At 66.8% G+C, this 14592-nt stretch carries 13 protein-coding genes; 7 read left to right on the top strand and 6 right to left on the bottom strand.

From position 1 onward, the window contains the following. Positions 1-20: 20 nt before the first annotated feature. Positions 21-215, bottom strand: coding sequence for a hemin uptake protein HemP (gene hemP / locus AC07M7_RS16490; protein WP_005412278.1), 195 nt, complete (start codon positions 213-215; stop codon positions 21-23). A 253-nt stretch (positions 216-468) separates the two neighbouring features. Further along, positions 469-1440, bottom strand: coding sequence for an aldo/keto reductase (locus AC07M7_RS16485; RefSeq protein ID WP_495207874.1), 972 nt, complete (start codon positions 1438-1440; stop codon positions 469-471). 194 nt (positions 1441-1634) lie between these two features. On the opposite strand from AC07M7_RS16485, the gene AC07M7_RS16480 reads away from it, so the two are divergent. Next, a complete protein-coding gene (locus AC07M7_RS16480; protein ID WP_004144334.1) occupies positions 1635-2933 on the top strand; it encodes a NupC/NupG family nucleoside CNT transporter in 1299 nt (432 codons plus the stop codon). Positions 2934-2958: 25 nt separating this feature from the next. Then, positions 2959-3924, top strand: coding sequence for a ribokinase (locus tag AC07M7_RS16475; protein WP_046982727.1), 966 nt, complete (start codon positions 2959-2961; stop codon positions 3922-3924). 54 nt (positions 3925-3978) lie between these two features. Here the strand turns inward: AC07M7_RS16475 and AC07M7_RS16470 are convergent, their stop codons facing one another. Then, positions 3979-5166: an MFS transporter gene (locus tag AC07M7_RS16470; RefSeq protein ID WP_495207873.1), complete on the bottom strand. Its 1188-nt coding sequence runs from the start codon at positions 5164-5166 to the stop codon at positions 3979-3981. 95 nt (positions 5167-5261) lie between these two features. On the opposite strand from AC07M7_RS16470, the gene AC07M7_RS16465 reads away from it, so the two are divergent. From AC07M7_RS16465 to AC07M7_RS16445, 5 genes are all read left to right on the top strand, one after another. Further along, a complete protein-coding gene (locus tag AC07M7_RS16465) occupies positions 5262-6179 on the top strand; it encodes a LysR family transcriptional regulator (protein ID WP_495207872.1) in 918 nt (305 codons plus the stop codon). Between the two features lie 81 nt (positions 6180-6260). After that, positions 6261-6692 carry a hypothetical protein gene (locus AC07M7_RS16460; protein WP_495207871.1) on the top strand — a complete coding sequence of 144 codons (432 nt, stop codon included), beginning with the start codon at positions 6261-6263 and terminating at the stop codon, positions 6690-6692. A 147-nt stretch (positions 6693-6839) separates the two neighbouring features. After that, positions 6840-7835 carry a tRNA dihydrouridine synthase DusB gene (gene dusB / locus AC07M7_RS16455; RefSeq protein ID WP_495207870.1) on the top strand — a complete coding sequence of 332 codons (996 nt, stop codon included), beginning with the start codon at positions 6840-6842 and terminating at the stop codon, positions 7833-7835. A 60-nt stretch (positions 7836-7895) separates the two neighbouring features. After that, positions 7896-8723, top strand: a complete 828-nt coding sequence (locus AC07M7_RS16450) for a class I SAM-dependent methyltransferase (RefSeq protein ID WP_046982724.1) — start codon at positions 7896-7898, stop codon at positions 8721-8723. A gap of 142 nt (positions 8724-8865) precedes the next feature. After that, positions 8866-10695 carry a DUF7657 domain-containing protein gene (locus tag AC07M7_RS16445; protein ID WP_495207869.1) on the top strand — a complete coding sequence of 610 codons (1830 nt, stop codon included), beginning with the start codon at positions 8866-8868 and terminating at the stop codon, positions 10693-10695. A gap of 31 nt (positions 10696-10726) precedes the next feature. On the opposite strand, the gene AC07M7_RS16440 is transcribed toward AC07M7_RS16445, so the two are convergent. The 3 genes from AC07M7_RS16440 to olsF form a co-directional block, all read right to left on the bottom strand. Beyond that, positions 10727-11791: a metal-dependent hydrolase gene (locus AC07M7_RS16440; RefSeq protein WP_495207868.1), complete on the bottom strand. Its 1065-nt coding sequence runs from the start codon at positions 11789-11791 to the stop codon at positions 10727-10729. A gap of 220 nt (positions 11792-12011) precedes the next feature. Beyond that, positions 12012-12812: a UDP-2,3-diacylglucosamine diphosphatase gene (locus AC07M7_RS16435; RefSeq protein WP_046982721.1), complete on the bottom strand. Its 801-nt coding sequence runs from the start codon at positions 12810-12812 to the stop codon at positions 12012-12014. Further along, a complete protein-coding gene (gene olsF / locus AC07M7_RS16430) occupies positions 12809-14524 on the bottom strand; it encodes a bifunctional ornithine lipid synthase OlsF (protein ID WP_495207867.1) in 1716 nt (571 codons plus the stop codon). The genes AC07M7_RS16435 and olsF overlap by 4 nt, the downstream gene beginning before the upstream one ends. Between the last annotated feature and the right edge of the window lie 68 nt (positions 14525-14592).

Here is a 14592-nt window from a genome sequence, read left to right as displayed (position 1 = left end):
GGCGGGCGACCAGGCCGCGATTACTTGGTCAGGATCAGCTTGTCGTTGCTGGTGTGGCGCAGGCGATAGAAGCGGTCGCCGTGCTGGATCAGGATTTCACGACGGCCCTTGAGCAGGGCTTCGCTGTCGATGACCTCTTCCGGCGGAACGACGCGGACCGGACGATCGCGGAGGGTCAGCGTTTCGGGGCGCAGCAGTACAGGTTGAGCATTCATGAGCATCTGGACTCGTGCGAGGGACGAGTTAAATGATAATGATTCTCAGTTGACAATCAACAACCATTCTCAATTTCATTGATGAGATTAATGATCGAATCCGGAAATTCGATAGGGATCATCAATTGAAAGATGGGACGGGCGGCTTTTGTAGAGTCGAGCCGTGCTCGACTGCTCTTCGAGTCCGGCCAGGTGAAACCCGCGCTGCGCGCAGAGTCGAGCACGGCTCGACTCTACATGGCGCTGCTGCCGGTCAGCCGAAGACGGCTTCGAGCTGGGCCCAGCCGGCGGCATCGACCTGCTCCAGTACGTCCAGCGCCTGCAGGTTCTGCAGCAGCTGGCTGACCCGGCTGGCGCCCAGGATCACGCTGGAGACGTTCGGGTTGCGCAGGCACCAGGCAATCGCCAGCGTCGCCGGGGCATGGCCAAGCGCGCGTGCGACCTCGCTGAAACGGCGCACCTGTGCCAGGCGAGCCTCGGCGTCAGCACCCAGCACCAGGTCCTGCAGCCATTCCATGCCCTCGCGGCCCAGCCGTGCATCGGCCGGGATGCCCTGGTCGTACTTGCCGCTCAACAGGCCTGACGCCAACGGCGAGAAGATCGTGGTGCCCAGGCCGGCGCCGGCATACAGCGGCGCGTACTCGACCTCGACACGCTCGCGGTGCAGCAGGTTGTACTGTGGCTGCTCCATCGACGGGCCCTGCAGGTTGTGCGCCTCGGCGATGTCCAGCGCATGCTGGATCTGCGCCGCCGACCACTCCGAGGTACCCCAGTAAAGGATCTTGCCTTGCCGCACCAGGGTGTCCATGGCGTGCACGGTCTCGGCGATCGGTGCGTCTGGATCCGGGCGGTGGCAGTAATAGAGGTCGAGGTAATCCACCCGCAGGCGCTTGAGCGCGGCGTGGCAAGCGTCGGTCACGTGCTTGCGCGACAGCCCGCGCTGGGTTGGTCGCGGATCTTTGGCGCTGCCGAAGAACACCTTGCTGGAGACACAGAAGCCATCGCGCGGCAGGCGCAGGTCGGTGATCACATCGCCCATCACCTGTTCGGCGCGACCGTTGGCGTAGCCCTCGGCATTGTCGAAGAAGTTGACGCCATAATCCCACGCCGCGGCCACCAGGTTGCGGGCCTCGTCGCGCGGGATCTGGTCGCCGAAGGTCACCCAGGCGCCGAAGGACAGGGCGGAAATCGGCAGGCCGGTGGAGCCCAGGCGACGGTATTGCATGCGAATCTCCTGCTGCGGGCCCGCATCCGGGCCGGGATCGAACCGCCATTCTACCTGCCCCTGCCGGCCGCAACCCCTTGCCGTTGCTGGCCTGATCGGTACCGATGGCCGCGCGCACGCTGCTTTTCCTTGCCCCGGCCCCTGCCCTGCACTAGGCTTCCCGTTTTTCGCGACGCCCCAGGGGAGTCACTCACATGGTCGAAGGTTTGGGCAGGATCGGCTTCGGCCTGTTCGGGTTGGCGGTGCTGATCGGCATCACCTGGTTGTTTTCCAACAACAAGCGTGCGGTTGACTGGAAGCTGGTTGCCACCGGTATCACCCTGCAGATCGCATTCGCGGCGCTGGTGATCCTGGTGCCGGGCGGCCGCGACGTGTTCGATGCGCTGGGCCACGGCTTCGTGAAGGTGCTGAGCTTCGTCAACGAAGGTTCGAAGTTCATCTTCGGCTCGTTGATGGACGTCAAGAACTACGGCTTCATCTTCGCCTTCCAGGTGCTGCCGACCATCATCTTCTTCTCGGCGCTGATGGGGGTGATGTACCACCTCAACGTCATGCAGGGCATCGTGCGCGTGATGGCCTGGTCGATCACCAAGGTGATGCGCGTGTCCGGTGCGGAAACCACCAGCGTCTGCGCCAGCGTCTTCATCGGCCAGACCGAGGCGCCGCTGACGGTGCGCCCGTACATCGCCAAGATGACCCAGTCCGAGCTGCTGACCATGATGATCGGCGGCATGGCCCACATCGCCGGCGGCGTGCTGGCGGCCTACGTGGGCATGCTCGGCGGCGGCGACCCGGTACAGCAGGCCTTCTACGCCAAGCACCTGCTGGCGGCGAGCATCATGGCCGCGCCGGCCACGCTGGTCGTGGCCAAGCTGCTGATTCCGGAAACCGGGACCCCGCTCACCCGCGGCACGGTGAAGATGGAAGTGGAGAAGACCTCCAGCAACATCATCGATGCCGCAGCCGCTGGCGCCGGTGACGGCCTGAAGCTGGCGCTGAACATCGGCGCGATGCTGCTGGCCTTCATCGCACTGATCGCGCTGCTGAACGCCCCGCTGACCTGGATCGGTGAAGTGACCGGGCTGGCCGCGCAGATCGGCAAGCCGACCAACCTGTCGACCATCTTCGGCTACGTGCTGGCACCGATCGCCTGGGTGATCGGCACGCCGTGGGCCGATGCCACCACCGTCGGTTCGCTGATCGGCCAGAAGGTCGTGATCAACGAATTCGTCGCCTATACCGAGTTGTCGCAGATCGTGAACGGCCAGGTGGCGGGCGTGAGCCTGTCTGACGAAGGTCGCCTGATCGCCACCTACGCGCTGTGCGGCTTTGCCAACTTCAGCTCGATCGCGATCCAGATCGGCGGCATCGGCGGCCTGGCCCCGGAACGTCGCCACGATCTGGCCAAGTTCGGCCTGCGCGCGGTGCTGGGCGGTACCATTGCCACCTTCATGACGGCGACCATCGCCGGCGTGCTGACGCACTTCAGTTGAACCCTTGGTTGAGAAAAGATTCCCTATGAGCAGCAGTGTCGTTGTCGTCGGTTCCTTCAATGTCGATCACGTGTGGCGGTGCGAGTCGCTGCCGGCACCGGGTGCGACCATTGCCGGCCGCTACAGCACCGGCCCCGGTGGCAAGGGCTTCAACCAGGCCGTGGCGGCCTGCCGCGCCGGTGCCGACACCCACTTCGTGTGCGCGTTGGGCGATGACGCCGGTGGCGCCACCGCCCGCGAGCTGGCCGCACAGGATGGCTTCGGGCTGATCGCCGAAGCCAGCAGCGAACCGACCGGCACTGCTGGTATCTACGTGGATGCCCGCGGCCGCAACACCATCGTGATCGGCCCGGGTGCCAACGCCGCACTGAGCACCGACTTCCTGCAACAGCAGCAGGCGCTGCTGACCGGCGCCAAGGTGGTGCTGGTGCAGCTGGAATCGCCGGTGCCGACCATCGAAGCAGCGTTGGCCAGCGCCCGCGAGGCCGGTGTCACCACCGTGCTCAACACCGCGCCGGCCGATGCCCCCTCCACCATCGGCCTGCTCAAGCTGGCCGATGTGATCACCCCGAACGAGACCGAGTTCGCCGCCCTGCTTGGCCGTCATGTCGGCGAGCGCGTGGATGCCAACGACGTCGCTGCGCTGGATGGCGCCAGCCTGCATGCGCTGTGCCGCAAGCTGGTCGGCAACGGTACGGTGGTGGTGACCCTGGGTTCGGTGGGTGTGTTCGTGTCGCATGCCGACGAGAACCTGCGCGGCGATACCCAGCCGTACTATCGCGTGGGTGCCGAACAGGTGCAGGCAATCGACACCACCGGTGCCGGCGACGCCTTCAACGGTGCGCTGGCCGCGTCGCTGGCGCAGGTGGCCGACGCCCCGTTCGCCCGCCACGTGCGCTTCGCCAACCAGTTCGCCGGCCGTTCGACCGAGAAGGAAGGCGCCGCTGCGGCGATGCCACGCTTCACCCCGGCTGATTCCGAAGCAAAGTAGATCCACGTCATGCGTGGATGAACGAGCCCGGGCATGCAGATGCCCGGGCTTTTTTTATGGTTCTTCCGCATGTCGCAACAGCTGCCCCGCTGCAATCGCCAGCAGCGCCACCGCGGCGGCCGCCATGCCCAGCGAGCCCAGGCCCCAGCGTTCGATGGCCCCGCCACCGAGCAACGCGCCCAGGCCGATACCGGCATTGGCGGCCGACACATTCAAGGTGCCGGCCAGCGCCTGTGCCTGCGGCGCCGCGCGCATCACCCGCACCTGGCACAGCGGGAACAGCGCGGCATGCGCAACACCCCACAACGCCAGTGCGATGACCGCCCCCCCTCCCTGCCCGGCCAGCCAGACGCTGGCCAGCACGCCCAGCGCCAGCACCGTGCAGAACGCCAGCGTCGCGGCCAGCGGTGCACGATCCACCCAACGCCCGCCCAGTGCATTGCCAAGCAACCCGACCGCACCGAAGCCCATCAGCCACCAACCCACCTGCGCGGCGGGAACCTGCAACAGGCGCTCGAGCACGTCGGCCAGATAGGTGTAGGCGGTGAACATGGCGGTGAACACCAGCACCGACAGCAGCACGTTGCCCAGCAACCACGGCTGCCGCAGCACGCGCGCCTGTTCGCCCAGCGCGCGCCGTGACTCTACTGCGGTGCCCGGCATCCACAGTGCGAGTGCGCCCGCCATCAGCAGTGACAGCACCGACAGCAGCCAGAAGCTGCCGCGCCAACCGACGGCCTCGGCGGCCAGCGTACCCAGCGGGATGCCGAACAGCATCGCGGCGGTGATGCCCAGATAGACCCGTGCCACCGCACGCCCGCCCTGCCCCGCCGGTGCCAGCTGCGCGGCAGTCTCGCTGGCCGTGCCCCAGAACACCGGCAGCGCCAACGCAGGCAACACCCGCGCCAGGGCCAGCAACCACGGCAGCGTGGCCACCGCCGCGAGCGCGTTGGAGGCCGCAAACAGCAGCAGGATGGCCACGAACAGGCGACGCCGGTCGAGATGCGTCAGCAGTGCGGTCAGCGGTGGTCCGGCCAGCATCACGGTGAACGCGAACAAGGTGACCAGCTGCCCGGCGCGTGCGATGCCCAGGCCGAGATCGCGCGCCAGCGCCGGCAGCAAGCCGACGATCAGGAATTCGGTGGTGACGATGACGAACGCGGAGACCGCCAACAGTGCAACGGACAAGCGGGCACGGGCAGCACGGTGACCGGTGGCAACGGAACAATCGAGGGAAGACATGCAGGACCGCCAGGGACAAGGGCCGCCCAGCCTATTTCCTCCCCTGATTCCGATTACTGCTATGTTTTCCATCCATTCCGGACAGATATTCGCCCATGCTTCCCAACGAACGGCTGCGCGGCATCGAGGCCTTCGTCGCCACCGCCGACGCTGGCAGCTTCACCGCCGCCGCGGAGCGGCTGCATCTGACCAGTTCGGCGGTCGGCAAGACCGTTGCCCGGCTGGAAGCGCGCCTGGGCGCGCGGTTGTTCGAACGCAGCACCCGCCGCCTGCGCCTGACCGAGGCCGGTGAGGGCTTTTACCGCACGTGCGTGCGCGTGCTTGGCGAACTGGCCGATGCCGAATCGGTGCTGGCCGCGCATGCCGATGCCGCGGTGGGCCGCCTGCGGGTGGACGCACCGGCCACCTTCGGGCGATTGAAAGTCTGGCCGCTGCTGCTGCAGCTGGCCGCCGAGTTTCCCCGGCTGCGGCCACAAGTGACCTTCAGCGACCGCTTCATTGACCTGGCCGAGGACGGTATCGATCTGGCCGTGCGCATCGGCGGCCCGGAACCGTTGCCGGCCACCCTCGGCAGCCGCCTGCTCGGTTACGAATGCCTGCGCTTCTGTGCATCACCGGCCTACCTGCAGCAGCACGGCCTGCCGACCTCCGGGGCGGAGCTGGCCGACCACGATGGCGTGCTGTTCGGCCGTGCCGACGGCAGTATCGGGCCGTGGCAGGTGGCCGATGGCGGGCAGCGCAGCGCACCGCTGCAGGCCCGCGCACGGCTGGTGGTCGGCAGTGCCGAAGCACAGGTGGCGGCCGTCGAGGCGGGCTTCGGCATTGCCCAGCTGGCCACCTGGCTGGTCGATGACGCGCTGGCGCGCGGCAGCCTGGTGTCGATCCTGCCGGCGCTGGACTGCCGTGGCCTGCCGTTGCGGCTGTTGTGGCCGCAGGGCCGGCAACGGCTGCCGCGCGTGGATGTGGCATTGGACCGTCTCGGCGCCGGATTGCGGATCGACCCTCCGCACTGATCCCTGCTGCGACCGCCCGTCGCATTGCCGGCACCGTGGCCCTCGCCCACCATCCGCGCAGCTTCCTTGCATGGGCAGGACATGGACGGATTCCCCTGGCTGCTGGTCGCAGCCGCTGGCAGTGCCATCGCAGCGCTGCTGCACATCGGCTGCATCGCCTTCGGCGCGCCGTGGTACCAGCGTTTCGGCGCTGGCTCGCGTATGGTGCGGCTGGCCCGGGCCGGCCACTGGTGGCCACCACTGATGACCGCCGCCATCACCGCTGTGCTGGTGGCCTGGACGCTGTACGCAGTGGCCGCCGCCGGCTGGCATTCGCCGCTGCCGGCCAGCCGTCTGGTTCTGCCCGCCATCGCCGCATTGTTGCTGCTGCGCGCGGCGATAGGCCTCAGCCTGGCGCTGTTCCGCCCCGGCTACAACGGCGTGCGCTTCTGGGCGGTCAGTTCGCTCATCTGCCTGTGCCTGGGGCTGGCCTTCGCCGTGGGGACCCGACAGGCCTGGCAGAGCCTAGGTTAGCCGGCCACGATCACCCGCCCTTGGGGGCGGCGGAAGCAACCGTCAAGCATCTACTGATGCCGGTACGGCATGAGATCGGTGCCGATCGGCCTGAACCGGACCGCGCCCGACACGGCCGTACCGCCGCCCGCGCCCTACAATGGGAGCATGCAGATCGGCCCGTACACCATTGCCCCCAACGTCGTGCTGGCGCCCATGGCCGGCGTCACCGACAAGCCCTTCCGCCTGCTGTGCAAACGGCTGGGTGCGGGCTTGGCCGCCTCGGAAATGACCATCAGCGACCCGCGCTTCTGGAACACGCGCAAGTCGATCCACCGCATGGACCACGACGGCGAACCGGCACCGATCAGCGTGCAGATCGCAGGCACCGAGCCGCAGCAGCTGGCCGAGGCCGCGCGCTACAACGTCGACCACGGCGCGCAGATCATCGACATCAACATGGGCTGCCCGGCCAAGAAGGTGTGCAACGCCTGGGCCGGTTCGGCACTGATGCGCGACGAGCAGCTGGTGGCGCGCATCCTCGAAGCCGTGGTCAACGCGGTGGACGTGCCGGTCACCCTGAAGATCCGCACCGGCTGGGACTGCGACCATCGCAACGGCCCGCTGATCGCGCGCATTGCCGAGGACAGCGGCATTGCTGCGCTGGCCGTGCACGGCCGCACCCGCGACCAGCACTACACCGGCCAGGCCGAGTACGCCACCATCGGCGAGATCAAGGCCGCGCTGCGCATACCGGTCATCGCCAATGGCGATATCGATTCGCCGCAGAAGGCCGCCTTTGTGTTGAAGCAGACCGGCGTGGATGCAGTGATGATCGGTCGCTCGGCGCAGGGACGGCCGTGGATCTTCCGCGAGGTGGCGCATTACCTGGCCACCGGCGAGGAACTGCCGCCGCCGTCGCTGGCCGAAGTACGCGACATCCTGCTCGGCCATCTGCACGCACTGCACGCGTTCTACGGCGAGCCACAGGGCGTGCGCATCGCACGCAAGCACCTGGGCTGGTACGCCAAGGACCGGCCGGAAAACGCGGCGTTCCGTGCGGTGGTCAACCGTGCCGAGGATCCGGCCAGCCAGATCGCACTGACCACCGACTACTTCGACCGCCTGATCGCTGGGGAACCAGCGCTGTCTTCGGCGGCCTGAGCCGCCCGCCCCGCGTTTCCGAACAGTCGAGCCAGCTCGACGCTACAAGAGCCCGCCGTCATGACTCCGCCGATCTCCTCCCCGACCTACCTGCACGGATTCTCCGGCACCGAGCAGCAGCGCCTGATGACCCAGGCCCGCCTGCTGGAATCGAGCATCTTCGGCCAGATCGACTACAGCGGCGCGCGGCGCCTGCTGGAAGTCGGCAGCGGCGTCGGCGCACAGACCGAGATCCTGCTGCGCCGCTTCCCGGAGCTGCACGTGACCGGTGTGGACCTGAGCGAAACGCAGCTGGCCACCGCACGCGAGAACCTGGCGCGCACGCCGTGGTGCAGCGACCGTTACACCCTGCAGCAGGCCGATGCCGGCGAACTGCCGTTCGAGGCCCGCAGCTTTGATTCGGCGTTCCTGTGCTGGGTGCTGGAGCACGTGCCGTCACCGGCGCGCGTGTTGAGCGAAGTGCGCCGGGTGCTGGCCCCGGGCTCGCCGGTGTACATCACCGAGGTGATGAACGCCTCGTTCCTGCTCGACCCGTACTCACCGCACATCTGGCGCTACTGGATGGCCTTCAACGACTTCCAGTACGACCACGGCGGCGACCCGTTCGTCGGCGCCAAGCTGGGCAACCTGCTGCTGGCCGGCGGCTTCCGCGATGTGCAGACCGAGATCAAGACCATCCACCTGGACAACCGCGAACCGGCCCGTCGCAAGACGATGATCGCGTTCTGGGAACAGCTGCTGCTGTCGGCGGCCGACCAGCTGCTGCAGGCCGGCTCGGTGGACGAGGAAACCGTGGAAGGCATGCGCCGCGAGTTCCGGCTGGTGCAGAACGACCCGAACGCGGTGTTCTTCTACTCGTTCGTACAGGGCCGCGCGACGGTGTATTGAACGCAACCTCGCCGTGGCGAGGGCAACCCGCTAGAATTTCGCCAACATGGCATGCACAAGGTGCATGCCGCGTCCCATGCTGCCAGCCGGATTCCGGACGGCATGCGCGCCACACCGGCGGCACCTGATCTGTGAGCGAAAGATGACCGACAGCGGACGACCGCCAACGCCTGCGCACGATGCGGGCCTGCCAGGTGGATGGAGTACAAATCAGGCAAGGCTCTTGCTGGGCCTTCTGGCCGCGTTCTGCATCCTGTATGTTGCTTTTGCGTTGACTCCTTCGTCCTACGCGCTGGCATTCGAGCGTATGGGCCTGGAACCTTTGCAGCCGTTGCTCGGCTCTGCCCGGTCTATCCGCTCGGATGAGTGGATGGTTTACACGCCCTACGTACAGATCGCCGTCGCTAACGATTTCGGCCAGATGAATGCGCACTCACCCTATCGTGAGTCGCTGCGCACCTTTCAGGCGCTTCCGCTGCTTGACTGGGGTCTATTGTTCAAGCCTTACCACTGGGCGTTCTTCATTCTGCCTCCGGCAAACGCCTATTCGTTCTTCTTCGTTTTCATGGCCGTGGCATTCCTGTCCGGCTGGACAACGTTCCTGCGTCAACTTCGATTACCTCCGCTTCCCGCACTGCTGATCGCCAGCATCCTGTTCTTCTCGCCGTTCGTGCAGGTCTGGTGGTCCAGCAACGCTGGTGCGTTCGCCCTTGCACCCTGGTGCGCAGTCGCCTGGCTCGGCATCGGCAACCGCTGGCTGCGCATACTGGCCAGCGCATATGCACTGTCTGCCTGGCTGGTGGCAGCAACCTATCCCCCGTTCACCATCGGCTCGCTGCTGACGATGGGTTTACTGGTTCTGGCATTTCGCCGTGAGACGTTGTCGCTTCCCCGGTTGCTCGATGCAGTTGCCGCCGGTCTGCTTTCGTTGGCGGTGTTCTTCGGCTACTTCCACGAGATCATCCAGATCGCCCGCGACACGGTCTACCCTGGGCAGCGTGTGAGTGCAGGAGGTGGGGTAAGCCCGGTGTCCCTGCTGGCGCATGTATTTCCCAACCTGATGACTTACAAGTTCGTGCCGTTGCCGTCCTTCACGACATCCAACGAATGCGAGATCGCAGTACTGGGCAGCCTGTTGCCGCTATTCACGCTGGTGCTGATCGACGGGAGCCGGTTCCGTTGCTGGGTGCGCAACAACCGCCGCGCGCTGTCGATCCTGGTCGCAGGCCTGCTTTTGGTGGCGTGCTGGATGTTTCTGCCGGTTCCGGCACTGATCGGCAAGCTCACCGGCCTGTCGCTGGTACCACCTATCCGTGCCCTGCTTGCCTTTGGCCTGCTGCTCAACATCGCCTGCGCCATTATCCTCATCCAGTGCGGCGCGCTTCTTCAACGCGGGCGCCTACTGCTGCTAGCAGGTCTACTGGCCATCGGCAGCCTGGCCAAGTACCCGCTCGGTAACGATGGTTTCCACCATTTGTATAGCGCCTACGACATAGTTCCTTATCTCTGCCTTGCCGCTCTCGCAGTTGCTGCCAGCCGCCCTCAGTGGTCGAAGAATGCACCCACGCTGGTACTGGCCGCCGCCGCATTGACCAATCTGCTGGGCAACGGCCTGTTCAATCCGGTGCAGCCGGCGGGGCCCATCTTTTCGATTGATCGCCAGGCGGTGCTGCAGGCACAGCAGGCGCGCGGCGCGCGCATCAATGCGGATGGCGTGCTGGTCGCGACGGGCAGCTTGGGTGGTCTACTTCCCGGCGCTGGCATTCCGGCAGTAAACCACGTGTTGTATCTGCCGCAGATGGGTTACTTCCGAAGGTACTTCCCGACGATGCCGGAACGAGATTTCAACTTCATCTTCAACCGCTATCATCATGTCAGCGTGAACCCAAGCAGCGATATCCCTCGCCTGTTGCAGGCAGATCTGGTGGAAGTCCCAGCGAAGGTAATGCTGGCTCCGCCCACCGAACGCTGAGCATCTGCCGCAACCGCCAATCACCGCGCGATCAATGCACAGCAGTGTCATCCCCCCGGGGCTGCACTGCCGGCTCCTGCCAGATCCGCTGCCACATCGCTGCCAGCCGGCGCCCGGCATCGGCACGCGCGGCCGGGCTGCTGTAGTCCACCCGGAGCTGTTCGGGCGTGATCGCCCGCCACTGGCCATCAACCTGTTCGGCCACCGCGAAGTTGAAGGTGTAGTCCGGTTCCAGGCCCATGCGTAGATCACTCAGCACCAGCCGGCCGTCAACCACCTGCGCACGCATGAAGCCGCGGTTGAACCACTGCAGCTGCTGCACCGCAGGAATGCCCTGCGCTTCGCGCAATGCCTGCACGTTGGACGCATACCCTTCGAACTGCATCGGCCCATGGTCGGCCACCAGCGAGCGGTCGCCCACCACGTAGCCGTTCGGGGTCATCGCCACCACCCGCCACAGCAGGGTGTTGAACGGCATCGGCACCGAGAAGCGCGGCGCATCGCCCAGGCCCATTGCAGCCAGGCTCTGCTGGGCAGCGTGATCGACCTGCGACTTGGCGATCAGGCCCCAAGCCAGGTAGCCACTACTGATCAGCAGCGCCGTACCCAGCACCTTGCCAGTCCAAGGACGGGCGCGGCCAAACCAGGCCAGCACGCAGCCCAGCAGCAGCCACACCGTGTAGCCAGGATCGATGATGAAGACGCTGGAACCCATGGTCGGGTGTGGCCGCAACGGCCACCACAGTTGGGTGCCGTAGACGGTGAACGCATCCAGCACGGGATGGGTGACCAGCGCCAGCTGGATCGCCCAGAACCAGCGCACCGGTGACTGCGCGACGCGGCCATTGCCGAAGCGCTTGAACAACCACCAGATCAGCGCGGCCACCCACGGCAGCACCAGCAACGAATGGCTGAAGCTGCGGTGCTCCACCATGTTCGCCACCGGGTCTGCGGCAGTGAAGCCCAACCACAGAGCATCGAGGTCCGGCAGGGTGCCAAGTGCGGCACCGGCCAGCAGGGCCGCGCGGCGATGGCCGGGCGGAGCGATGACAGCGGCGACGGCGCCACCGAGCACGATCTGGGTCAGGGAATCCATGGGCCGATGCTAGCGGCTTGCGCGCGGTGTATGTAGAGCCGAGCCGCGCCACCATTGATCAAGGGCGCCAGTCCGTAGGGCGCATCGCAATGCGCGGGGAAGCATCCGCCCCGCTCGTGCCCTTGTGGAGTCGAGCCATGCTCGACTGTTTTTCGGTTCGCCCCCCGTCGCGCCACGTCCGCAGAGCATGGGCTCGGCTCTACAGGAGGACAGACGCGCGTTACGCCGCCTGCGACAGCCGCGCGCCCGGCAGTTCCACCAGGGTCTGCCCGTTGTGGTCGAGCAGGCGCAGCGCGCCATCGTGGTCTTCGACCAGCGCGGTCAGGCTCTCCACCCAGTCGCCATCGTTGGCGTAGACCAGGCCATCGCGCTCGATCAGCGCGGCGCGGTGGATGTGGCCACAGACGATGCCATCCAGGCCGCGCCGGCGCACGTCGTCCAGCCCGGCCTGCACGAAGCGCTCGATGTAGCGCTCGGCTGCACCACTACGCTTTTTCAGGAATTCAGACAGCGACCAGTAGCGCATGCCCAGCACGCGCCGCACCGCGTTCAATGCCTGGTTGCCGGTGAGGATCCGGTAGTACAGCCAGTCGCCGAACTTCTCCTGCAGCCCCCCGAAGTGGGTCACGCCATCGTAGTCGTCGCCATGCACGACCAGCAGCCGGCGGCCGTCAGCAGTGGTATGGATCGCACGGCGGCGCACCTGCATCGCCGGCAGCATCAGCCCGCACACCTGGCGCAGCGAGGCGTCGTGGTTGCCGGGAATGTAGATGATCTCGGTGCCAGCACGGCGCAGCGCATGCAGGGCCTGGATGACTTCACTGTGCGACTGCCGCCAGTTGGCGCGGCGGTGGGCCATCCACCACAGGTCGATGATGTCACCGACCAGGTACAGCCGCTCGCAGCGCAACTGCGAGAGGAACCGGGCCAGCTCGGCGGCGTGGCAGTGGCGCGAGCCCAGGTGCACGTCGGAGACGAACACTGCGCGCCGGTGTGGCGACAGGTTCGCCAGCGTGCTCATGCCGGAATCCCCGCATCGCGCAGGTAGCGTTTGCGCTTGTTGGGCCGTATCGCACACAGGTCCACTTCGATCAGGCCATCGATCGAATCGCTGAAATCCGGATCGACACCGAAGGCAAGGAAGCGGGCGCCGCCGGGTTCGCACAGGTCGGTGTACTGGCGGTACAGCGTCGGTACGCCGGTGCCGAGTGCGGCCAGGTTGGCCTTCAGCACATCGAATGCGGCGCCGGCATCCAGCTCGCCGAAACTCGGTGGGGCCGCGAAGTACTGGAACGGCCGGTTCGATTCAACCAGGCCGGCGCTACCGCTGTAATAGCGCTGGTAGTACGCCACCAGCTGCTCGCGCGCATCACGCGGCAGTGCCGCGCTGATCGACACTGCGCCGAACAGGTAGCGGATGCCCGGCCGGCACTGCAGGTAGGCACCGATGCCCTGCCACAGGTAGTCCAGGCTGCGGCTGCCCCAGTAATCGGGCACCACGAAGCTGCGCCCCAGTTCCAGGCCCTCGGCGATGTGAGTGATGGCGTCGTCGGAATAACGGAACAACGACGCGCTGTAGAGCCCGGAAAGACCATGCCGGGCCAGCGCATGGGCACCGCGCATGATGCGGTAGGCGCCGGCGATGCGCTGCGCGGCCGCGTCCCATATCACGATGTGCTCGTACTGCGGATCGAAGGCGTCCAGGTCGCGGCTGCGGCCGGTGCCCTCGCCGACCTGGCGGAAGGTCAGCTCGCGCAGGCGGCCCAGTTCCAGTAGCAGCGGCGAATCGGCCGCGCAGGTGGCCAGCAGGATCTGCTTGCCGTCGGCGGTCTGGCCCAGCTGGGTAGCGGCCGCGATACCCGCGGCGACCTGCGAGGGCGGCACCGGCGCGGCCAGCGGCTCGGGACCTGCGCAGACAGCGGCATCTGCGGCCGCGCCATTGCGACCCAGCGCGTAAAGCGCGCGACGCACCGCGAGCAGCTGTGCGCCCGGGTCACCGCCCTTGCCCAGCTGCATCGGCTCACCGATGCACAGCCGCAGCGGGCGCCCACGACGGGTGAACATCTCGCGCGCCAGCAGCGCGGTACCGGCCGGCTTGAACAGGGTCGAGGCGCCGTAGAACAGCGCCGAGTTGCGCGCTTCCACCCGCACCGGCAACACCGGCGCACCGGCAGCGCGGGCGAAGCAGACAAAACCGCGCTGCCAGCGGCCATCGCGGATGCCGCGCAGCGACAACCGCGAGACCTCACCGGCCGGGAACACGATCACGCACTGCTCGGCGGCCAGCGCTTCTTCGACCGCATGCAGGCTGCCACGTTGGGCCTTGCCACCGAGAATGCGCACCGGCAGCAGCAGGTCCTGCAATGGCGCGATCGCACCTAAAAGGTCGTTGGCCACGATCCGTACGTCGCGGCGGATGCGGCCGACCGCGTCCAGCAGGGCCAGCGCGTCCAGCGCCCCGGACGGATGGTTGGCGACGATCAGCAGGCGGCCGGTGGCGGGAATCTTCGCCAGCGCGGCTGGATCCACCTGGTACTGGCCATCGATGGACTCCAGGCCGGCGGCGACGAAGCCGAATCCGCGCAATCCTGCACTGCGCTGCAGGAACGCTTCGATCTGGTCCAGGCGCGACCAGCGTCCGACGCTGCGCAGCAAGGGCCGGGCCAGTTGGCCACGACGACCATGGAACCAATCGGGGAAGCGTTGCTGGAGACGCTGTTCGAGTTCCTGCATGGCGTGTTCGCTCGTGCCCGGCGGCCGGATTGGCCGACAGCCTGCGCCCGGCAGGCGGCAGCCAGATG

This window comes from Stenotrophomonas sp. GW821-FHT09E08 (assembly GCF_059416125.1).
This window is presented reverse-complemented; position numbering and strand designations above follow the sequence as displayed.